This window comes from Flavobacterium ardleyense (genome assembly GCF_033547075.1).
GTDB lineage: Bacteria > Bacteroidota > Bacteroidia > Flavobacteriales > Flavobacteriaceae > Flavobacterium > Flavobacterium ardleyense_A.
This window is the reverse complement of sequence record NZ_CP137891.1, coordinates 2,245,483-2,268,181: the sequence shown is the minus strand read 5'-3', so window position 1 is coordinate 2,268,181 and position 22,699 is coordinate 2,245,483. Positions and strand designations below refer to the sequence as shown.

23 protein-coding genes are annotated in these 22,699 nt (G+C 35.9%); 15 read left to right on the top strand and 8 right to left on the bottom strand.

Annotated features, from left to right (window positions below; translation table 11 throughout):
• The first annotated feature begins 1,389 nt into the window (after positions 1-1,389).
• Entirely contained in the window at positions 1,390-1,953 is a 564-nt protein-coding gene (locus tag SBO79_RS09795) for a hypothetical protein (protein ID WP_318640232.1), read from the top strand.
• A gap of 225 nt (positions 1,954-2,178) precedes the next feature.
• On the opposite strand, the gene SBO79_RS09790 is transcribed toward SBO79_RS09795, so the two are convergent.
• The gene (locus SBO79_RS09790) at positions 2,179-3,309 is read right to left on the bottom strand and encodes an IS91 family transposase (RefSeq protein WP_318640218.1); all 1,131 of its coding nucleotides are present in this window, start codon (positions 3,307-3,309) and stop codon (positions 2,179-2,181) included.
• On the bottom strand, positions 3,293-4,144 hold the full coding sequence (locus SBO79_RS09785) for a tyrosine-type recombinase/integrase (protein WP_318640217.1): 852 nt from the start codon (positions 4,142-4,144) through the stop codon (positions 3,293-3,295). Before SBO79_RS09785 ends, SBO79_RS09790 begins: the two co-directional genes overlap by 17 nt.
• Positions 4,145-4,469: 325 nt before the next feature.
• Here SBO79_RS09785 and SBO79_RS09780 point away from each other — a divergent pair, with 325 nt between their 5' ends.
• The 4 genes from SBO79_RS09780 to SBO79_RS09765 all read left to right on the top strand — a co-directional run bounded on the left by SBO79_RS09780 (position 4,470) and on the right by SBO79_RS09765 (position 7,995).
• Complete coding sequence (locus SBO79_RS09780; protein WP_318640231.1) at positions 4,470-4,967, top strand: hypothetical protein; 498 nt, start codon at positions 4,470-4,472, stop codon at positions 4,965-4,967.
• Positions 4,968-5,618: 651 nt separating this feature from the next.
• Complete coding sequence (locus SBO79_RS09775; protein WP_318640230.1) at positions 5,619-6,152, top strand: hypothetical protein; 534 nt, start codon at positions 5,619-5,621, stop codon at positions 6,150-6,152.
• A 161-nt stretch (positions 6,153-6,313) separates the two neighbouring features.
• Complete coding sequence (locus tag SBO79_RS09770) at positions 6,314-6,844, top strand: hypothetical protein (RefSeq protein WP_318640229.1); 531 nt, start codon at positions 6,314-6,316, stop codon at positions 6,842-6,844.
• A 662-nt stretch (positions 6,845-7,506) separates the two neighbouring features.
• On the top strand, positions 7,507-7,995 hold the full coding sequence (locus SBO79_RS09765; protein WP_318640228.1) for a hypothetical protein: 489 nt from the start codon (positions 7,507-7,509) through the stop codon (positions 7,993-7,995).
• A gap of 209 nt (positions 7,996-8,204) precedes the next feature.
• Here the strand turns inward: SBO79_RS09765 and SBO79_RS09760 are convergent, their stop codons facing one another.
• On the bottom strand, positions 8,205-9,335 hold the full coding sequence (locus SBO79_RS09760; protein ID WP_318640218.1) for an IS91 family transposase: 1,131 nt from the start codon (positions 9,333-9,335) through the stop codon (positions 8,205-8,207).
• Complete coding sequence (locus SBO79_RS09755; RefSeq protein ID WP_318640217.1) at positions 9,319-10,170, bottom strand: tyrosine-type recombinase/integrase; 852 nt, start codon at positions 10,168-10,170, stop codon at positions 9,319-9,321. Before SBO79_RS09755 ends, SBO79_RS09760 begins: the two co-directional genes overlap by 17 nt.
• Before the next feature lie 333 nt (positions 10,171-10,503).
• On the opposite strand from SBO79_RS09755, the gene SBO79_RS09750 reads away from it, so the two are divergent.
• From SBO79_RS09750 to SBO79_RS09715, 8 genes are all read left to right on the top strand, one after another.
• Positions 10,504-11,127, top strand: a complete 624-nt coding sequence (locus tag SBO79_RS09750) for a hypothetical protein (protein ID WP_318640227.1) — start codon at positions 10,504-10,506, stop codon at positions 11,125-11,127.
• Positions 11,128-11,299: 172 nt separating this feature from the next.
• The gene (locus tag SBO79_RS09745; protein WP_318640226.1) at positions 11,300-11,950 is read left to right on the top strand and encodes a hypothetical protein; all 651 of its coding nucleotides are present in this window, start codon (positions 11,300-11,302) and stop codon (positions 11,948-11,950) included.
• Positions 11,951-12,124: 174 nt separating this feature from the next.
• Positions 12,125-12,700, top strand: a complete 576-nt coding sequence (locus tag SBO79_RS09740) for a hypothetical protein (protein WP_318640225.1) — start codon at positions 12,125-12,127, stop codon at positions 12,698-12,700.
• 161 nt (positions 12,701-12,861) lie between these two features.
• Entirely contained in the window at positions 12,862-13,431 is a 570-nt protein-coding gene (locus SBO79_RS09735; RefSeq protein ID WP_318640224.1) for a hypothetical protein, read from the top strand.
• Between the two features lie 164 nt (positions 13,432-13,595).
• Positions 13,596-13,994 carry a hypothetical protein gene (locus tag SBO79_RS09730; protein WP_318640223.1) on the top strand — a complete coding sequence of 133 codons (399 nt, stop codon included), beginning with the start codon at positions 13,596-13,598 and terminating at the stop codon, positions 13,992-13,994.
• A 172-nt stretch (positions 13,995-14,166) separates the two neighbouring features.
• Positions 14,167-14,745 (top strand): hypothetical protein, encoded by a 579-nt coding sequence (locus SBO79_RS09725; protein WP_318640222.1) that lies wholly within the window; start codon positions 14,167-14,169, stop codon positions 14,743-14,745.
• 175 nt (positions 14,746-14,920) lie between these two features.
• Positions 14,921-15,493: a hypothetical protein gene (locus tag SBO79_RS09720; RefSeq protein WP_318640221.1), complete on the top strand. Its 573-nt coding sequence runs from the start codon at positions 14,921-14,923 to the stop codon at positions 15,491-15,493.
• Between the two features lie 18 nt (positions 15,494-15,511).
• Complete coding sequence (locus tag SBO79_RS09715) at positions 15,512-15,709, top strand: hypothetical protein (protein WP_318640220.1); 198 nt, start codon at positions 15,512-15,514, stop codon at positions 15,707-15,709.
• 721 nt (positions 15,710-16,430) lie between these two features.
• On the opposite strand, the gene SBO79_RS09710 is transcribed toward SBO79_RS09715, so the two are convergent.
• A complete protein-coding gene (locus SBO79_RS09710; protein ID WP_318640218.1) occupies positions 16,431-17,561 on the bottom strand; it encodes an IS91 family transposase in 1,131 nt (376 codons plus the stop codon).
• Positions 17,545-18,396, bottom strand: a complete 852-nt coding sequence (locus SBO79_RS09705; protein WP_318640217.1) for a tyrosine-type recombinase/integrase — start codon at positions 18,394-18,396, stop codon at positions 17,545-17,547. The genes SBO79_RS09710 and SBO79_RS09705 overlap by 17 nt, the downstream gene beginning before the upstream one ends.
• 808 nt (positions 18,397-19,204) lie before the next feature.
• Here SBO79_RS09705 and SBO79_RS09700 point away from each other — a divergent pair.
• Positions 19,205-19,606 carry a hypothetical protein gene (locus SBO79_RS09700; protein WP_318640219.1) on the top strand — a complete coding sequence of 134 codons (402 nt, stop codon included), beginning with the start codon at positions 19,205-19,207 and terminating at the stop codon, positions 19,604-19,606.
• 233 nt (positions 19,607-19,839) lie between these two features.
• Here SBO79_RS09700 and SBO79_RS09695 read toward each other — a convergent pair whose 3' ends face one another.
• Entirely contained in the window at positions 19,840-20,970 is a 1,131-nt protein-coding gene (locus tag SBO79_RS09695; RefSeq protein WP_318640218.1) for an IS91 family transposase, read from the bottom strand.
• On the bottom strand, positions 20,954-21,805 hold the full coding sequence (locus SBO79_RS09690) for a tyrosine-type recombinase/integrase (protein WP_318640217.1): 852 nt from the start codon (positions 21,803-21,805) through the stop codon (positions 20,954-20,956). Before SBO79_RS09690 ends, SBO79_RS09695 begins: the two co-directional genes overlap by 17 nt.
• A 365-nt stretch (positions 21,806-22,170) precedes the next feature.
• Between SBO79_RS09690 and SBO79_RS09685 the strand changes: the two genes are divergently transcribed.
• Positions 22,171-22,554, top strand: coding sequence for a hypothetical protein (locus SBO79_RS09685; protein ID WP_318640216.1), 384 nt, complete (start codon positions 22,171-22,173; stop codon positions 22,552-22,554).
• Positions 22,555-22,699: the final 145 nt, after the last annotated feature.

The window sequence follows — 22,699 nt, the reverse complement described above, 5'->3', positions numbered from 1 at the left end:
GATTCTAGGTTCCAAAAGATGTTTAGAATTGAAACTTCCAGTTGAAAACTGAGCGCAAACTTTGCCGTTTTCCGAACTTCCAACCAATGTTTTGAAATGCTGAGTTCCGAAAGATGATTACCGAAAAGTTTGCGCCCACAAGACGTTTTAGCTTTTCCACTTTCTCTAGAAACTTACGGCAGAACTTCCGCGGATCCTTGCGATTTTTTTGCGAAGACAATTTGGCTGTTTAAGATATAAAGATTCTTCTTGATGCGTAGCGACCTAGCCATAACACGCGATTGGAGAGATTGGGAGTTTGAGCTGGAGTTGAAAATTATTTTGTTTTTGGAATTATAGTCTTGTATTGAGAATTTAGTTTAATTTAGTTCCCAACCTCGCCAAGCGCGAAACCGTTATGGCCAAGTCGCCCCTACTTTCCTGCTTCTCACACGCAAAAAATCGCAATAAGAAATTCCCGTTTTCCTAAGTTTCTAGAAAGTGGATTTTAAGTTCCAAAAGATGTTTAGAATTGAAAGTTCCAGTTGAAAACTGAGCGCAAACTTTGCCGTTTTCCGAACTTCCAACCTGTGTTTTGAAATGCTGATTTCCGAAAAATGTTTATCGAAAAGTTTGCGCCCACAAGACGTTTTAGGTTTTCCACTTTCTCTGAGAAACTTACTGCAGAACTTCCGCGGATCATTGCGATTTTTTTGCGAAGACCATTTGGCTGTTTAAGATATAAAGTTTCTTCTAGATGCGTAGCGACCTAGCCATAACACGCGTTTGGCGAGATTGGGAGTTTGTGCTGGAGTTGAAAATTATTTTGTTTTTGGAATGATAGTGTTGTATTGAGAATTTAGTTTAATTTAGTTCCCAACCTCGCCAAGCGCGGGACCGTTATGGCCAAGTCGCCCCTACTTTCCTGCTTCTCACACGCAAAAAATCGCAATAGAAAATCCCCGTTTCCTAAGTTTCTAGAAAGTGGATTTTAGGTTACAAAAGATGTTTATAAGTAAAACTTCCAGTTGAAAACTGAGCGCAAACTTTGCCGTTTTCCGAACTTCCAACTTGTGTATTGAAATGCTGATTTCCGAAAGTTGTTTACCGAAAAGTTTGCGCCCAAAAGACGTTTTTGCTTTGCCACTTTCTCTAGAAACTTACGGCAGAACTTCCGCGGATCCTTGCGATTTTTGTGCGAAGACAATTTGGCTGTTTAAGATATAAAGATTCTTCTTGATGCGTAGCGACCAATCCATAACACGCGATTGGAGAGATTGGGAGTTGGAGCTGGAGTTGAAAATTATTTTGTTTTTGGAATGATAGTGTTGTATTGAGAATTTAGTTTAATTTAGTTCCCAACCTCGCCAAGCGCGAAACCGTTAGCAGCAAAATTACAAAACCGCAATAATGAACACATTTAGAACTTTATTCTCAATCACATCGTTTGCATTAATAATGTCGTGTAGTTGTAAACAATTGTACTTTACTGAAAGTGATAGTCTTTGGGCAAAATCATATGAAAAGGGCGATATAGCGATTTTTGAGTCTAATAAAGACGCCAAACGACGAGACACAATTACTATTTTGAATAAATCACATTCAATGCCTGCAGAAGACTGCAATTCATCTGTCTCCTTAGTTAATTCAGAGTTCTATTTAATTGAGGCTAAATATATACATGACGGAACAGCAAATGAATCAGATTACCTACTTCAACTAGCCAAAGACGAAAACGTTGAAGCAATTCCTGTTATAAGAATTTTTGATATTGAGTTCAGCGGATCCGAAATTAAAGATACTGTTGTTACCTTAAATAAATTTGGAGTCCAAAATTGCTATTCGTTTAATGATTTCCAAAACTTCAACAATATTCCAAACTTCAAAATAAAAAATTTTGTTTGGAGTAAAAAACTAGGTTTAGTTCAATATACAACGGAAGATGGCGAAAAGTATGAATTAATCGAAAGGTAATAAATTCTGCTGCTAACAGCTAAGGCTTCGTTGGGCTTGAAAAGCCAACAATGAAGCCTTTGTTGAACGGAACCGGTTGAGATTCCATCCCTATGGAGTTATCGTAAAAGAGTTATGAGGATATCGAGAGGATTAGTAGTCCTCTTTTTTTATGGAGTAAAATAATCGAGAGTTTTGGAGTGTTTCTCTTCACTTTGGTGCATACCTGCCCTTACCCGTACCAAATTAACTTTGTTGGGCTGCCGTTTTTTGGCCACTGCCAAGATACCAAGCAGGCGGACCTCTCTTGTCAAAAATCAGAATGGTATGCAAGTTTCCCACTTTACAACATTGGCATTTTCTGATTGCTACTGCTTTGGTTTCTCTAGCAATTGGTGTAAAGTTCATTTTCTTCTGCAGATCCTGAAGCTTTTGGCGTTTCCAATTGCTACTCAAAAAACCATAATGTCTGATCTTTACAAATCGTTTTGGTAGAATATGCATTGCAAAACGTCGGATAAATTCACCGTGAGACAATACCATCTGTTTCTTAGTTCCATTTTGCCGATAATCCTTGTACTTAAAAGTCACATTCTTGTCATCAATTCCTTGGATTCGGTTGTTGCTAATGGCTATTTTGTGAGTATATCTCCCAAGATATTCTACCACAGAATGCGCGCTACCAAAAGGTTTCTTGGCAAATACTACCCAGGGTTTTGCCCATAGATCCTTTTTCACTTTGGTATAGCCATCAGGATTTCGAGCCTTTAATGCGTCGCAAAATTTGGCTCGGTACACTTTCGATAATGCCTTTACAGGAAAAAGAAATTTACCGTCATTTCGGATGTTAACCCAAGCACCATTTTTATCCACGCCACCGCCCGGAACAATACAATGCAGGTGCGGATGCAAGGATAAATTCTGTCCCCAGGTGTGCAAAACTGCAATCATACCGGTCTGCAACGTATTTTTTTTGCCAAAGGTTTTTAAAGTCGCCCAAGCCGATTCAAAAAGAATATCGTAAACCAATTTCGGGTGCTGCATTGCCAAAGAATTAATACTGTCTGGTAATGTAAACACCACGTGAAAATACGGTACTGGCAAAAGTTCACTCATCCGAGCTTGTATCCAATCGTCTCGATTTTTGCCTTGACACTTCGGACAATGTCGGTTGCGACAGGAGTTGTAACTTATTTTGACTGTTCCACAATCTTCACACGCATCGATATGTCCGCCCAAAGCGGCGGTTCTGCACCTTCTCACCGCTGAGAGCGTTCGCAACTGCCAGGTATTTAATCCTAAATTTTCTATACCAGCACCTAACTTTTCGAGCACATCGGCAACTTCACTTCGACTGCGATCAATCTGCACTTCCATTGGAACTGCATTTAGCAAATAAAGTATCGAGAGGACTAAAGGCTTTCTGAGTATCGAGCTGCGCAATGTGCAAATATTCCATCGTCGTCTCAATATTCTCGTGCCCCAAAAGATTCTTTAAACTGATAATATCGAGTCCATCTTCTAGCAAATGTGTAGCAAAAGTGTGGCGCAGTGTGTGGACACAAACATCTTTGGTAATTCCAGCAACTTTACAAGCTTGCTTGACCGCCCATTGCACACCGCGCTGCGAATAGCGGGAGTCAAAATCACCACCGGCACGACCTGCAGGTTGTCCGTTGAACAAATATATCTTTGGTTTTTCAGCTTGGATATAGGATTTTAAACCTCGAATTAAATGGATGGATAAGGGAACATATCGATCTTTTTTGCCTTTGCCTTGAACGACTTTGAGTTGCATTCGATCAAAATCAAGATCCTGCAAGCGCAGACTTCGAACTTCCATACAGCGCAGTCCACAGCCATACAGCAGTCCAATAAGAACTTTGTGTTTGAGCAGATGACAGCTTTTAAGCAACCGCCACACTTCCTCTTTGCTCAGAACGGTGGGAAGTTTTTTGTCGTGTTTAATCGATGGTAAATGCAAAAACTCATAAGGTAAACCTTCCGATTTTAGCATAAATCGAAGTCCGTAAACGGTATGCTTAAAATAGGTTAAGGAAGGCGTTTTGGAACGCTTTTGCAGGATGTATAAGTATTCTTGTACTTGCTCTACATCAAGTTCGGTGGGGATTTTTCCGAAATGCAATGCCATAGCGGCAACGTGCTGGGCATAATTTCGATACGTGCTTTCGCTCCTGCCTAAAATTGACATAGACCGTTTGAATCGGTGAAGTAATTCCCCAAATCCAGGTACTTCTGCAACTGCTCGATTGATGATTGTTGGTGATCCAACTAACTCATCTTCTTTTTTTTATCATTGTAAATAAATTTTAATTAGTTTTACAAAGGACTCAAATTTTCCGCAATACACTACCGAAGGTTTAGTTCAACAGCGGTTTTGCGAGATTGCGAAATATGTGCTAAATTCAAGTTTATCTTTCGCAAGAAAATTTATCTTAGCAGAAAAATCTCGGTTACGAAGTTCGCAACATCGCAAAGCCGCAAAACGTTAGCAATAATTGCAAAAAAAACCGAAAATGAAGAGAAACATTTTTTTAATAATTACGCTTTTATTCTTATTTCTAACATTAATCTCTTGTTCCGAAAAAATCATCAATGGAAAATACAGAACTAACTTCAATACTTACGGAATGTTTAGTAAAACTTTGACTTTGGAATGTGATGGAAATGCAATTTTGAATTTTCAAGGCGACATGCAAAACAACAATTCATTCGGAAATTGGAAAACTGAAAAAGATACTTTAATTATATTTTTTGATTCTATAAAAAATGAAAAGAACAAGTTTAAAGGCGAATTTAAATTTGTAATAAAAAGAAATAAACTTGAAAATATGCCTTTTCCAAAATCAGAATATTACAAATTAGTAGAATTAGCCAAAAAACCAGAAAATGATACTTTGAAAATCCCGTCATACAGAAAAATCAATAAATTGACTAATCAGAGTATGAAAAATTTCCAAGGTAAAAACGGAAAACAATACTTTAAAAAAGTCGAAGAAATTGAATGTAAATAAAAGCAACTATTGCTAACAGCGGTTTGCAAAAATGGCGAAATATGTGGTAAATTCACGTTTAACTTTCGCAAGAAATTTTATCTTAGCCGAAAATAATCGGTCACGAAGTTCGCCACTTCTGCAAGCCGCGAAACGTTATGGCCAAGTCGCCCCTACTTTCCTGCTTCTCACACGCAAAAAATCGCAATAAGAAATTCCCGTTTCGTAAGTTTCTAGAAAGTGGATTCTAGGTTCCAAAAGATGTTTAGAATTGAAACTTCCAGTTGAAAACTGAGCGCAAACTTTGCCGTTTTCCGAACTTCCAACCAATGTTTTGAAATGCTGAGTTCCGAAAGATGATTACCGAAAAGTTTGCGCCCACAAGACGTTTTCCCTTTTCCACTTTCTCTTAGAAACTTACGGCAGAACTTCCGCGGATCATTGCGATTTTTTTGCGAAGACAATTTGGTTGTTTAAGATATAAAAATTCTTCTAAATGCGTAGCGACCTAGCCATAACACGCGATTGGAGAGATTGGGAGTTTGAGCTGGAGTTGAAAATTATTTTGTCTTTCGAATGATAGTGTTGTATTGAGAATTTAGTTTAATTTAGTTCCCAACCTCGCCAAGCGCGGGGACGTTATCTGTAATCGCATAAAAAGCACGTTATCAAATGGAATTTAAAGAAAGAAATATTCAAACCATCAGTGATTTAAGTTTAGGATATTTTAAGATAACAACAGTTTCAGTAAATACTAAAATTTCAATATCAGACCAATCAAATATCATTTCTGAATTTTTGAAAACTAAATATTTTGTGTGGAATTACGAAAATGAACCTTATGGACAAAATGTAATACTAACAGACGAAAATGGAAAAATATCTGAATATTTCAACGAAAAATTTTTTGGATTTTACGAAACTAAAAAATTAGAGCATTCTGATTTTAAAGGTATTACCTTTGAATCTTTCAAAAGTAATATAAAAAATAAAGTTTTGCAAGAGACAAATTTTGACTTCCTAAATAATTGCTTGAAAATACTTAAAAGTATAAATTCGAAATCTGACTTCTACATTCTAAATCCGCCTAAAAATAAAATTCCACAATTTGTAAAAGATTTTCCGATTTATACATTCTTTTATTGTTATTTAAATTTTGATGAAGAAAATTGTGAAATCAAACTTATTGAGTTTGGACTTGACTAATAATCGCGACTACAGATAACATCGTATTGGCAATAGTGCGGAGGAATCGTAAGTTTAAAGATTTCAGATTTTCCGAAGATTAATTTATAATAGAAAAAGTTTGTATTTTTAGCCGCACCATCGCCAATACGCAAAACGTTAGCAGTAAGCAATCAGAAAACATGACGAAAACAATAATATTTTTACTAACATTTGGATTTTGCGTTTTATCAGCAGAAGCTCAAGTGGATGAACAGACAAAATTCAAAATGTTTTGTTCTGCTCTTGATAATTTAAGTACCGCACCAAATTATATTGTAATTTCAGTAAAGAATAAGAATTTAGGCGAAACGAAAGAAATTTGTACTGAAGCTCCATTTATTGGAGGAGCAATGGCACGTGAAAATGGTAACTCATCAATTAAATGTAAAAACTACAAAGACAGATATTTTGAATTTTCTAAAGAAAGTGCATTAGTAAATATTAATTTTGACCTTTATACGGAAACGGAACTTGATACTTTTGCAAAAAGTATAAATGTTATTGAGATAATTCAGCAAGTCAAAAATGGAAAATTGACTACTAAAACATTTAATGGAAGCAGAAAAGAGCAAATTATGTTTGCTCACTTGATGTTCAATAACGGAGTAATGATGACAAGAGGTTGTATTGCAGGAAATATTTGTGGATTAACTTATTTTAAGCCAAAATAACCTTGGAAATTTTGCCTACTGCTAACAGCGGTTTGCATAAATGGCGAAATATGCGGTAAATTCACGTTTATCTTTCGCAAGAAATTTTATCTTAGCAGAAAAATCTCGGTCACGAAGTTCGCCACTTCTGCAAGCCGCGAAACGTTATGGCCAAGTCGCCCCTACTTTCCTGCTACTCACACGCAAAAAATCGCAATAGAAAATTCCCGTTGCCCAAGTTTCTAGAAAGTGGATTCTAGGTTCCAAAAGATGTTTAGAATTGAAACTTCCTGTGGAAAACTGAGCGCAAACTTTGTCGTTTTCCGAACTTCCAACCTGTGTTTTGAAATGCTGGTTGCCGAAGGATGATTACCGAAAAGTTTGCACCCAAAAGACGTTTTAGCTTTTCCACTTTATCTGAGAAACTTACGGCAGAACTTCCGCGGATCATTGCGATTTTTTGCGAATACAATTTGGTTGTTTAAGAGATAAAGTTGCTTCTAGATGCGTAGCGACCAATCCATAACACGCGATTGGAGAGATTGGGAGTTGGAGCTGGAGTTGAAAATTATTTTGTTTTTGGAATGATAGTGTTGTATTGAGAATTTAGTTTAATTTAGTTCCCAACCTCGCCAAGCGCGAAACCGTTAACTGCAAGCTTCCCAGGACGAAACTGAAACCTTATGTTTAAAAGAAAATCTGAACTATATAATTACATTCAAAAGTATAAAGAATATGATTCTGACTTTTGGTCTTCTGGGCATGGAAATATTGAAATTTTATCCATGCTTTTGAAATTCACTGATAATTCTTGGGAATTACTGAAAAATGAAATTGCAGAATGGAATTCAAACGAAATAGAAATATTAGCTGATGCATTATGCGATGATGAAAGTTGGTATTATCGAGAAAGTATTGAAATAAATTTAAATCAAAGGAGTTATTTATTTGCATACATATTCGCAACGATTGAAACTAATGTTGCTTTTGATTTACTTGATGATTTTGAATTTATTTTTAAAGGAAAACCTAAAGAAAAAAAATTACTAGAATTGATAAAAATACAAATTGAAAATATTAAAATTCATCCAAGTATACATCTATTTTATCCAAAAGATCGAATAAGCAAAATTGAGAATGAAATAATCGAAAGAATAAAAGCCAGCAGTTAACAGCTAAGGCTTCGTTGGGCTTGAAAAGCCAACAATGAAGCCTTTGTTGAACGGAACCGGTTGAGATTCCATCCCTATGGAGTTATCGTAAAAGAGTTATGAGGATATCGAGAGGATTAGTAGTCCTCTTTTTTTATGGAGTAAAATAATCGAGAGTTTTGGAGTGTTTCTCTTCACTTTGGTGCATACCTGCCCTTACCCGTACCAAATTAACTTTGTTGGGCTGCCGTTTTTTGGCCACTGCCAAGATACCAAGCAGGCGGACCTCTCTTGTCAAAAATCAGAATGGTATGCAAGTTTCCCACTTTACAACATTGGCATTTTCTGATTGCTACTGCTTTGGTTTCTCTAGCAATTGGTGTAAAGTTCATTTTCTTCTGCAGATCCTGAAGCTTTTGGCGTTTCCAATTGCTACTCAAAAAACCATAATGTCTGATCTTTACAAATCGTTTTGGTAGAATATGCATTGCAAAACGTCGGATAAATTCACCGTGAGACAATACCATCTGTTTCTTAGTTCCATTTTGCCGATAATCCTTGTACTTAAAAGTCACATTCTTGTCATCAATTCCTTGGATTCGGTTGTTGCTAATGGCTATTTTGTGAGTATATCTCCCAAGATATTCTACCACAGAATGCGCGCTACCAAAAGGTTTCTTGGCAAATACTACCCAGGGTTTTGCCCATAGATCCTTTTTCACTTTGGTATAGCCATCAGGATTTCGAGCCTTTAATGCGTCGCAAAATTTGGCTCGGTACACTTTCGATAATGCCTTTACAGGAAAAAGAAATTTACCGTCATTTCGGATGTTAACCCAAGCACCATTTTTATCCACGCCACCGCCCGGAACAATACAATGCAGGTGCGGATGCAAGGATAAATTCTGTCCCCAGGTGTGCAAAACTGCAATCATACCGGTCTGCAACGTATTTTTTTTGCCAAAGGTTTTTAAAGTCGCCCAAGCCGATTCAAAAAGAATATCGTAAACCAATTTCGGGTGCTGCATTGCCAAAGAATTAATACTGTCTGGTAATGTAAACACCACGTGAAAATACGGTACTGGCAAAAGTTCACTCATCCGAGCTTGTATCCAATCGTCTCGATTTTTGCCTTGACACTTCGGACAATGTCGGTTGCGACAGGAGTTGTAACTTATTTTGACTGTTCCACAATCTTCACACGCATCGATATGTCCGCCCAAAGCGGCGGTTCTGCACCTTCTCACCGCTGAGAGCGTTCGCAACTGCCAGGTATTTAATCCTAAATTTTCTATACCAGCACCTAACTTTTCGAGCACATCGGCAACTTCACTTCGACTGCGATCAATCTGCACTTCCATTGGAACTGCATTTAGCAAATAAAGTATCGAGAGGACTAAAGGCTTTCTGAGTATCGAGCTGCGCAATGTGCAAATATTCCATCGTCGTCTCAATATTCTCGTGCCCCAAAAGATTCTTTAAACTGATAATATCGAGTCCATCTTCTAGCAAATGTGTAGCAAAAGTGTGGCGCAGTGTGTGGACACAAACATCTTTGGTAATTCCAGCAACTTTACAAGCTTGCTTGACCGCCCATTGCACACCGCGCTGCGAATAGCGGGAGTCAAAATCACCACCGGCACGACCTGCAGGTTGTCCGTTGAACAAATATATCTTTGGTTTTTCAGCTTGGATATAGGATTTTAAACCTCGAATTAAATGGATGGATAAGGGAACATATCGATCTTTTTTGCCTTTGCCTTGAACGACTTTGAGTTGCATTCGATCAAAATCAAGATCCTGCAAGCGCAGACTTCGAACTTCCATACAGCGCAGTCCACAGCCATACAGCAGTCCAATAAGAACTTTGTGTTTGAGCAGATGACAGCTTTTAAGCAACCGCCACACTTCCTCTTTGCTCAGAACGGTGGGAAGTTTTTTGTCGTGTTTAATCGATGGTAAATGCAAAAACTCATAAGGTAAACCTTCCGATTTTAGCATAAATCGAAGTCCGTAAACGGTATGCTTAAAATAGGTTAAGGAAGGCGTTTTGGAACGCTTTTGCAGGATGTATAAGTATTCTTGTACTTGCTCTACATCAAGTTCGGTGGGGATTTTTCCGAAATGCAATGCCATAGCGGCAACGTGCTGGGCATAATTTCGATACGTGCTTTCGCTCCTGCCTAAAATTGACATAGACCGTTTGAATCGGTGAAGTAATTCCCCAAATCCAGGTACTTCTGCAACTGCTCGATTGATGATTGTTGGTGATCCAACTAACTCATCTTCTTTTTTTTATCATTGTAAATAAATTTTAATTAGTTTTACAAAGGACTCAAATTTTCCGCAATACACTACCGAAGGTTTAGTTCAACAGCGGTTTTGCGAGATTGCGAAATATGTGGTGAATTCACGTTTATCTTTCGCAAGAAATTTTATCTTAGCAGAAAAATCTCGGTTACGAAGTTCGCAACCTCGCAAAGCCGCAAAACGTTAACTGCCATTTAAAAAAAACCGTAAAAAAACAGAATGTCCGTAAAAAAGAGTGTTTTAGAAGCGAAAAAAAATAATGAATTATATATTTACATTCAGCCAGGAAGTAGATTTGTAGCAAAAGCCATTCAATATTCATTTGATATTTTAAAACAAAGAGGCGAAATTTTTTCCGAAGAAGAAACCAATCGTATTACAGAACTTATTGAAAACAAGAATTTAAAAGATAATCAAGAATCAATTAGAGAAGAAACTTGGGATAAAAATTCAGTTGAAGATAAAAGCGCAATCGAATTGTTTTCGCAGTTATCAATTTGGGGATTTTGTATTGCGTTTGGAGTAATTATTGGGAGCATTTTACTCGCATTTAATTTAAAAAAATTGAATAAACCTAAAATATCAATTATTGTTTTTTCATTTGGTATTATTTATACAATTTTTCAATTTTATGCAATAAATTATCTTGAAGAAATTAATTTTGTTATCAAAAGACAAACATTCCTGTTTTCTGGAATTGGAGCATTAATCCTCCATTATTTATTTTGGGAAAACTATATTGGAAAAGAAATTAGTTATAGAAAAAAATCTATAATAAAACCTCTATTAATTTGTATTGTGATTTTTATTCCAATATTATATGTAATGATTGAAAACAAATAAACGGCAGTTAACAGCGGTTTGCATAAATGGCGAGATATGTGGTAAATTCACGTTTATCTTTAGCAAGAAATTTTATCTTAGTCGAAAAATCTCGGTCACGAAGTTCGCCACTTCTGCAAGCCGCGAAACGTTAGCCGTCAGTTTGGGGAAACGCGGAAAAAAACACAAAATTATGAAGTTAAAATTCTTATTTATCGTACTTTTAATATTAAGCAATTCACTTTATTCTCAAGAGAAAAGAGAAGTTATAAAAGCAGATGAATTAATAATTGAAGTTCCTGAAAACGGAAAAATTGAAAACGGAATTTACACTTGCAATTTGTTTGACTGGAAAATCACAATTCCTGCAAACTACAACATAACTGATATAAAAAGAACAGAGGAGTTAGAAAATAAAGGTTATGAAGCAACTAAAAATGCGAATCCAGGAATTAAGATAAATCCACATCCAACACAATTAATTGGATTTGAAAAAAACAAGTATAATTATTTTAAATCCAGTTATGAATCATTAGTCGGAACACAAAAAGTAACACTCAAAGAACATAAAAAGTTTTCTGAGAAATTATTATCAGACACATATTCGAAAATTAAGGAACTTAAATTTGAAGTGTCTTCGGTATCAGATATTAAACTAGGAAAATATATTTTTTATAAAATTCAAATTAAATTATATAATCCCAAAAATGACAAACTCTTAATAACCCAAGAATTATATAATGCGTTCATAGGTAATCATTTATTTAGTGTTTCAATAAATTATACAAATGCAGAAGATGGAATACTATTGAATTATACATTTGAAAAGTCATTAGAAAAATAAAACCGAACGGCTAACAGCGGTTTGCATAAATGGCGAAAAATGTGGTAAATTCAAGTTTATCTTTCGCAAGAAATTTTATCTCAGCCGAAAAACCACGGTTACGAAGTTCGCCACTTCTGCAAGCCGCGAAACGTTATGCGTCAGTTTGGTAAAACGTAGAAAAACAGAATCCGAATGAAAACATATTTATTTGATACTGATGATTTTGTTTTAATCAGTTACTTAAAATCTGAAACACCGAAAAAAATTTGGTGGTCACCAATTCAATATATTTTTGAATATGAAGATTTTTATATTGAGGCAGAAATTTATTGTTGTGAAAAAAATCCTGTTTCATTCAATGATTATGGATTCATTATGTCCGTCAATTTTGAAAAAGTAAGCGGAAAGTATTCAAACGTAAATGGTTGCATTGTTTTATCTGAAAATAGAAGAATATCAAATATTTATATTGTACGAACACTAATTTATTTTCACGATTATAGAAATAGACAATATGTTGAAAATAAAAACTATAACTGTATTGGAGGATTTCTAACTCATCCAAAAGAGGAGTTGGAAAAAGAAATACAAACAGAAAGCACTAACGTGGTAGACGTTGGATTACTAATAGATATAGAAAATGATTTTATTGACGCTTTTGTAAAAGATAATGATGAGGATTTTTACAAAGTTGGAGAAGACTATTTATTAGAAAACATTGATTTTAACGATCTGCCAAAAGAATACGAATACATAAAATTTGAATAAAAAACCGAACGCATAACAGCGGTTTGCAAAAATGGCGAAATATGTGGTAAATTGACGTTTATCTTTCGCAAGAAATTTTATCTTAGCGGAAAAATCTCGGTTCCGAAGTTCGCCACTTCTGCAAGCCACGAGACGTTACCCAACATTTAAAAACCATCGAAATGAAAGTAAAATTTAAATATTTAGGATTTTTTTTTCTAGTTTTAATAACCCTACAATCGTGTAAACCAGATGATCTTTATTATGATTTAAGTGACGATGCTAAAGATTTTTTACTATTTGAAATTAATGATACATTCAAACTAAAAAATTTGGAAACTAACGAAATTATAACTTTTAAAATAACATCCAAAGAAATTAGACATTATGAAGATGGACCAAATGAATCATCGTTTGTTTATTTAGGACCACGTGCAGATGTTTACATTGAACGTGGTGAATATACTTTTACTGATGATACGAATTGTTATGATGGAATCGTAGCGGTCGAAGCGAATAGAGATGGAGGTTTTGAACTTAAAGCATTTCTCGGAAATTGTTTTGGAAACATCAATTATTCTTTTGATTATCATGATGAGTTCTTTACAACTATTGATATTGAAGGTATTGAATATTCGAATGCCTACCTTTTGAGGTCTTTTCCTGATATTTTATTCTATTCTAAAGAAAAAGGAATTTTAAAAATTGTAGACGATTTTAATCAAGAAACGCGATTTACGATTGTTGAATAAATAAACGTTGGGTAACACACGTCTTGCGCCATTTGCGAATTTAGTGGAATTATCGTTTTTTATCGTATTTTCGTTTAGCCGAAAATAATCGTCTTCGTAAGTCGCAAACGGCGCAAGGCGCGAGAACGTTAGGCGCAACTTTACCTGAATGAATTCAAACAAGTATGAATAATTTAAATGTAGATAAAATAGATTTGTATGATTCTTTTGAAGGGAAAATTACTTTTAAAACTCTAGATGGAAAATATATTGAAGCCTTTTTTTGGAGAGAAAAATTTGAGTTGAAAAAAAATTACTTAATAGAATTTTCGTCAATAGATTACTCATTAGATTGGAGCATAATTTTTTCAGAAAATAAAGAGAAAATAAAATGCTTGCTTTTGGATAATGAAAATTGTTCGTATTTAGCTTACGGTCAAATTATTTCAATAAATCCAACTATTGTTGATTTTGGTGATATTAAAATGGAAATAGATTTATCAACAAATGATGAAAGAGTAATCGGTGAATATATTTACTGGAAAATAAATAGATTAGATATTTTAACAAAAAGCAACGCCTAACACGATGTTTTGCGAGATTTGGGTTTTAGGCTTAATTTTAAAGTTGGTTTTGTAATTGGGGAACTTGTATTTATCCGAATAATTAGTTTTAATTTAGTCCCAAACCTCGCAAAGCACGAGACCGTTATAGGGCATTTTCAAAAACGATAACCGAACAAACAGAAATAAGCAATTGGACGAATTTTTACTGATAGGACTATTAATAATTGTATTCGTTGGACTTCCGATTGGAATTGGTTGGTTGGCGTACTTCGTGCCAAAAAAGCTTGGCTATCCGAAAACAGGAAAGTTTTTGACTATAATCTTTGGACTTTTTGCGTTGACAGCTATTTTATGGAATGTTTTTGGAGACCAACTTTTTACAAAGGAAAACGCAAAAGAACTTGTAGAAGATCAACAAATTTTACTGCAAGACGAATTTGAATTGAAAGAAAACGAATCAAATTCTGCAATTGGAGATTACTATCACACTTTCACCTTGAAAATATCGAAGCGTGACAGACAAAACGCAATTGTAAAAATTAAAAGTTCTGAGAATTTTAAAGCCGATGACTCTTCAATTGATCAAACGCTATATTTATCTGAAAAAAGATATTTTGGAAGTAAAGTGACACAAAACTATGAGACAGAAAATGCCTTTGTGAGAGAATATTTCCAACCGAGTGGACAAGAAGGACACGCGCCAACTTTTAGAGGAATTTCAATAATTAAGGCTAAAAAAGAATTAACGTTTGAAGACATTGTCGAATAGAAAAACGCCCTATAACAGCGGTTTGCATAAATGGCGAGATATGTAGCAAATTCACGTTCATCTTTCGCAAGAAATTTTATCTTAGCCGAAAATAATCGGTCACGAAGTTCGCCACTTCTGCAAGCCGCGAGACGTTAGGCGAAAATTTTGGAAACCGCATAAAATCAGAAAATTAATGAAAAAATTAGCATTTATTATTTTATTGTTATTTATAATTATTAGTTGTGCGGATAAAAAAAAATTTGAAACAGAAAAGATTATATTTATTTCTTCTCCTTCTTTTTACAATAGTTTTAAAATAGAGTTGGACAATAAATCAAAAAAAATTATTGCTTCAATTCCATACGAATATTCATTAGCAGATTCAATTTCAAAAAATACTTGGAAATTTATTGACTCAACTGATTTAGAAAGTATTAGAAAATTTTTACCCAAAGAAATCAAATTTGAAGTTAAACCTGAATATTCTAAATTCCAAGAACTTGAAAGTATTTTGGTGCGATTATCTAAACTAAGAACTTCTGAATTCCCTCCAGAAGATGGAATAAACATATATTTAGAAACTGAAAATTCACAGAAGATAAAGTCAAAAAAGGTATTTTATTCTTCAAATGAAAAGTCAGAAGAAGGAAAACTAATTATTAAAACTTATGAAATAATTGCGAAATTATTTAAAGATGAAACCAAACTTGAAGATGCAATAGAAAATTCTCAAAGATATTTTAATGATGAAATTTATATAGTATAATCGACAAAACCTTTATATGTGAAATTTTTAGACAGTCATTGTGATAATATCGAAAATGAAATTGGCAAACTTCCATATTCAAAAACAATTTTTGTTGACTTAACCAATTATCGTAAAGATAAAAACGAATGTTTAGAAAAAACTCTTCGGAAAAAATATTCTAAAATTAAATGGATATTAAAAACTACAGAAAATTACGGTTTTGCTGAAGAATAAATCTTCGCCTAACACGATGTTTTGCGAGATTTGGGTTCTAGGCTTAAATTTAAAGTGGGTCTTGTGCTTGGAAAATTCGTGTTTAATCGCATAATTAATCTTAATTCAGTCCCAAACCTGGCAAAGCATGAGACCGTTATGTGCAATTGAACCATCGAAACCTGATAAACAGCCTAAATATTTGGAGTTAATTGGGAGTATTAAAACAGAAAATTACAAGCTTGTAATTTTTCGTCAAGCCTTTCAAATGGGATTTGCTGAAAATTCATTTTCAAAGCGAAGAACGCTTAAAGGCTTGGCTAAGTTATAAGAAAAAAATGATGCAATCAAGACCTTTTTTCTTACAACTGTTTTAATGCGAGCACTTTAAATATTTAGGCTATGATTAAAAAAAACAGTTTCTATCCCCCGACTAGATAGTAAACTATATTATTAAATCGTTTATCAAGCTTTCTCCTGGCTCCACTGTTCCTGTTTTTATTATCTTAGCAGAGAAGAATAACAGCACATAACAGCTAAGGCTTCGTTGGGCTTGAAAAGCCAACAATGAAGCCTTTGTTGAACGGAACCGGTTGAGATTCCATCCCTATGGAGTTATCGTAAAAGAGTTATGAGGATATCGAGAGGATTAGTAGTCCTCTTTTTTTATGGAGTAAAATAATCGAGAGTTTTGGAGTGTTTCTCTTCACTTTGGTGCATACCTGCCCTTACCCGTACCAAATTAACTTTGTTGGGCTGCCGTTTTTTGGCCACTGCCAAGATACCAAGCAGGCGGACCTCTCTTGTCAAAAATCAGAATGGTATGCAAGTTTCCCACTTTACAACATTGGCATTTTCTGATTGCTACTGCTTTGGTTTCTCTAGCAATTGGTGTAAAGTTCATTTTCTTCTGCAGATCCTGAAGCTTTTGGCGTTTCCAATTGCTACTCAAAAAACCATAATGTCTGATCTTTACAAATCGTTTTGGTAGAATATGCATTGCAAAACGTCGGATAAATTCACCGTGAGACAATACCATCTGTTTCTTAGTTCCATTTTGCCGATAATCCTTGTACTTAAAAGTCACATTCTTGTCATCAATTCCTTGGATTCGGTTGTTGCTAATGGCTATTTTGTGAGTATATCTCCCAAGATATTCTACCACAGAATGCGCGCTACCAAAAGGTTTCTTGGCAAATACTACCCAGGGTTTTGCCCATAGATCCTTTTTCACTTTGGTATAGCCATCAGGATTTCGAGCCTTTAATGCGTCGCAAAATTTGGCTCGGTACACTTTCGATAATGCCTTTACAGGAAAAAGAAATTTACCGTCATTTCGGATGTTAACCCAAGCACCATTTTTATCCACGCCACCGCCCGGAACAATACAATGCAGGTGCGGATGCAAGGATAAATTCTGTCCCCAGGTGTGCAAAACTGCAATCATACCGGTCTGCAACGTATTTTTTTTGCCAAAGGTTTTTAAAGTCGCCCAAGCCGATTCAAAAAGAATATCGTAAACCAATTTCGGGTGCTGCATTGCCAAAGAATTAATACTGTCTGGTAATGTAAACACCACGTGAAAATACGGTACTGGCAAAAGTTCACTCATCCGAGCTTGTATCCAATCGTCTCGATTTTTGCCTTGACACTTCGGACAATGTCGGTTGCGACAGGAGTTGTAACTTATTTTGACTGTTCCACAATCTTCACACGCATCGATATGTCCGCCCAAAGCGGCGGTTCTGCACCTTCTCACCGCTGAGAGCGTTCGCAACTGCCAGGTATTTAATCCTAAATTTTCTATACCAGCACCTAACTTTTCGAGCACATCGGCAACTTCACTTCGACTGCGATCAATCTGCACTTCCATTGGAACTGCATTTAGCAAATAAAGTATCGAGAGGACTAAAGGCTTTCTGAGTATCGAGCTGCGCAATGTGCAAATATTCCATCGTCGTCTCAATATTCTCGTGCCCCAAAAGATTCTTTAAACTGATAATATCGAGTCCATCTTCTAGCAAATGTGTAGCAAAAGTGTGGCGCAGTGTGTGGACACAAACATCTTTGGTAATTCCAGCAACTTTACAAGCTTGCTTGACCGCCCATTGCACACCGCGCTGCGAATAGCGGGAGTCAAAATCACCACCGGCACGACCTGCAGGTTGTCCGTTGAACAAATATATCTTTGGTTTTTCAGCTTGGATATAGGATTTTAAACCTCGAATTAAATGGATGGATAAGGGAACATATCGATCTTTTTTGCCTTTGCCTTGAACGACTTTGAGTTGCATTCGATCAAAATCAAGATCCTGCAAGCGCAGACTTCGAACTTCCATACAGCGCAGTCCACAGCCATACAGCAGTCCAATAAGAACTTTGTGTTTGAGCAGATGACAGCTTTTAAGCAACCGCCACACTTCCTCTTTGCTCAGAACGGTGGGAAGTTTTTTGTCGTGTTTAATCGATGGTAAATGCAAAAACTCATAAGGTAAACCTTCCGATTTTAGCATAAATCGAAGTCCGTAAACGGTATGCTTAAAATAGGTTAAGGAAGGCGTTTTGGAACGCTTTTGCAGGATGTATAAGTATTCTTGTACTTGCTCTACATCAAGTTCGGTGGGGATTTTTCCGAAATGCAATGCCATAGCGGCAACGTGCTGGGCATAATTTCGATACGTGCTTTCGCTCCTGCCTAAAATTGACATAGACCGTTTGAATCGGTGAAGTAATTCCCCAAATCCAGGTACTTCTGCAACTGCTCGATTGATGATTGTTGGTGATCCAACTAACTCATCTTCTTTTTTTTATCATTGTAAATAAATTTTAATTAGTTTTACAAAGGACTCAAATTTTCCGCAATACACTACCGAAGGTTTAGTTCAACAACGGCTAGGCATAATGCCGGCCACAGGCCAGAGCAGGCACTATGCCTAGCCGCAACCGTTATGGCCAAGTCGCCCCTACTTTCCTACTTTTCACACGCAAAAAATCGCAATCGAAAATTCCCGTTTCCTAAGTTTCTAGAAAGTGGATTCTAGGTTCCAAAAGATGTTTAGAAATGAAACTTCCTGTGGAAAAATGAGCGCAAACTTTGTCGTTTTCCGAACTTCCAACCAATGTTTTGAAATGCTGATTGTCGAAAGATGATAACCGAAAAGTTTGCGCCCACAAGACGTTTTTGCTTTTCCACTTTCTCTGAGAAACTTACGGCAGAACTTCCGCTGATCATTGCGATTTTTTTGCGAAAACGATTTGGCTGTTTAAGATATAAAGATTCTTCTAGATGCGTAGCGACCTAGCCATAACACGCGTTTGGCGAGATTGGGAGTTTGTGCTGGAGTTGAAAATTATTTTGTTTTTGGAATGATAGTGTTGTATTGAGAAATTAGTTTAATTTAGTTCCCAACCTCGCCAAGCGCGAAACCGTTGTGCGTCAGTTTAGCGGAACGTAGAAAAAAAAGTCCAATTAGAGAATATAATCATAAAAATTGAAAGTAAAATTTAATAGCAGAAATGGAGATTGAAAATGTAAAAACTTATCTTAAAAAAAAGTGGAATATTAATCCATACAATTTTTGGATTCCATTAAGCGGAATAATTAAAGAAAATACTATATACTTTGAAACTGAAGATTTTGAAAAAAATTTTGGTTATGAGAATCTAAATAAAATATTGTCAAGTTTAAATAATGGTAAAATTTATTCATTTAATGAAGCGAAAGAAGAAAAGATTTATAATGAAATCCAAATAAAAGAATACGATTCACCGGATATATTTTTCACAAATGAAAATACAGATTGGGTAATTTATCAAACTCACGAAAAGACAATTGCTTTTGCAGGAGAAAAACTAATTAATGAAATAAAAGCGCAATGGCTGAATTGGAAAGAATTTGTAAATCCTTGGGAAAATTAACTAAATAAAAAACCGAACGCACAACAGCTAAGGCTTCGTTGGGCTTGAAAAGCCAACAATGAAGCCTTTGTTGAACGGAACCGGTTGAGATTCCATCCCTATGGAGTTATCGTAAAAGAGTTATGAGGATATCGAGAGGATTAGTAGTCCTCTTTTTTTATGGAGTAAAATAATCGAGAGTTTTGGAGTGTTTCTCTTCACTTTGGTGCATACCTGCCCTTACCCGTACCAAATTAACTTTGTTGGGCTGCCGTTTTTTGGCCACTGCCAAGATACCAAGCAGGCGGACCTCTCTTGTCAAAAATCAGAATGGTATGCAAGTTTCCCACTTTACAACATTGGCATTTTCTGATTGCTACTGCTTTGGTTTCTCTAGCAATTGGTGTAAAGTTCATTTTCTTCTGCAGATCCTGAAGCTTTTGGCGTTTCCAATTGCTACTCAAAAAACCATAATGTCTGATCTTTACAAATCGTTTTGGTAGAATATGCATTGCAAAACGTCGGATAAATTCACCGTGAGACAATACCATCTGTTTCTTAGTTCCATTTTGCCGATAATCCTTGTACTTAAAAGTCACATTCTTGTCATCAATTCCTTGGATTCGGTTGTTGCTAATGGCTATTTTGTGAGTATATCTCCCAAGATATTCTACCACAGAATGCGCGCTACCAAAAGGTTTCTTGGCAAATACTACCCAGGGTTTTGCCCATAGATCCTTTTTCACTTTGGTATAGCCATCAGGATTTCGAGCCTTTAATGCGTCGCAAAATTTGGCTCGGTACACTTTCGATAATGCCTTTACAGGAAAAAGAAATTTACCGTCATTTCGGATGTTAACCCAAGCACCATTTTTATCCACGCCACCGCCCGGAACAATACAATGCAGGTGCGGATGCAAGGATAAATTCTGTCCCCAGGTGTGCAAAACTGCAATCATACCGGTCTGCAACGTATTTTTTTTGCCAAAGGTTTTTAAAGTCGCCCAAGCCGATTCAAAAAGAATATCGTAAACCAATTTCGGGTGCTGCATTGCCAAAGAATTAATACTGTCTGGTAATGTAAACACCACGTGAAAATACGGTACTGGCAAAAGTTCACTCATCCGAGCTTGTATCCAATCGTCTCGATTTTTGCCTTGACACTTCGGACAATGTCGGTTGCGACAGGAGTTGTAACTTATTTTGACTGTTCCACAATCTTCACACGCATCGATATGTCCGCCCAAAGCGGCGGTTCTGCACCTTCTCACCGCTGAGAGCGTTCGCAACTGCCAGGTATTTAATCCTAAATTTTCTATACCAGCACCTAACTTTTCGAGCACATCGGCAACTTCACTTCGACTGCGATCAATCTGCACTTCCATTGGAACTGCATTTAGCAAATAAAGTATCGAGAGGACTAAAGGCTTTCTGAGTATCGAGCTGCGCAATGTGCAAATATTCCATCGTCGTCTCAATATTCTCGTGCCCCAAAAGATTCTTTAAACTGATAATATCGAGTCCATCTTCTAGCAAATGTGTAGCAAAAGTGTGGCGCAGTGTGTGGACACAAACATCTTTGGTAATTCCAGCAACTTTACAAGCTTGCTTGACCGCCCATTGCACACCGCGCTGCGAATAGCGGGAGTCAAAATCACCACCGGCACGACCTGCAGGTTGTCCGTTGAACAAATATATCTTTGGTTTTTCAGCTTGGATATAGGATTTTAAACCTCGAATTAAATGGATGGATAAGGGAACATATCGATCTTTTTTGCCTTTGCCTTGAACGACTTTGAGTTGCATTCGATCAAAATCAAGATCCTGCAAGCGCAGACTTCGAACTTCCATACAGCGCAGTCCACAGCCATACAGCAGTCCAATAAGAACTTTGTGTTTGAGCAGATGACAGCTTTTAAGCAACCGCCACACTTCCTCTTTGCTCAGAACGGTGGGAAGTTTTTTGTCGTGTTTAATCGATGGTAAATGCAAAAACTCATAAGGTAAACCTTCCGATTTTAGCATAAATCGAAGTCCGTAAACGGTATGCTTAAAATAGGTTAAGGAAGGCGTTTTGGAACGCTTTTGCAGGATGTATAAGTATTCTTGTACTTGCTCTACATCAAGTTCGGTGGGGATTTTTCCGAAATGCAATGCCATAGCGGCAACGTGCTGGGCATAATTTCGATACGTGCTTTCGCTCCTGCCTAAAATTGACATAGACCGTTTGAATCGGTGAAGTAATTCCCCAAATCCAGGTACTTCTGCAACTGCTCGATTGATGATTGTTGGTGATCCAACTAACTCATCTTCTTTTTTTTATCATTGTAAATAAATTTTAATTAGTTTTACAAAGGACTCAAATTTTCCGCAATACACTACCGAAGGTTTAGTTCAACACACGTTTGGCGCAATTGCGAATTTTGTGGTAAATTCACGTTCACGTTTCGCAAGAAATATTATCTTTAATAGAAAATAATCAGTTCCGAAGTTCGCAACTGACGCCAAGCGCGGGAACGTTGGCAGACAGTTTAGTAAACCGCAGAAAAACAGAATATTAAATTAATTTATAAAAAATGAAAATATTGAAGATTAAGATAATTACAACTTTTATTGTCGTTTTAATTTTAGCAAGTTGCGCAACTAAAATAAATAAATTAACAAATGAAAATTTTGAATTTATTAACGGAAAAGAAAAAATAACTTTTGAAATCTTGACGGGTAATAAATATTTGGAAGCGAATATTCAAACGCAAACTAAATTTAAATTTGAGAATATTAATCCAAAAAATGTAAATTTATCTGGAAAAACTATTCGATTTTTGAAAGGGAATAATGAAAATGAATTGTTGATAGAAATGTCACCTAAAAAAGAAGATTTAGAAGATGGAAAATTAAAAATATTCCTTTCGTATAAAAGTAGTAATGGATTTAAAACCTTTGAACTTAAAATACCTGTAAAAATTTAGAATTTCTATAAAAATAAAATTGAAAAGGAAAGAAAACCGATCTGCCAACAGCTAAGGATTCGTTGGGCTTGAAAAGCCAACAATGAAGCCTTTGTTGAACGGAACCGGTTGAGATTCCATCCCTATGGAGTTATCGTAAAAGAGT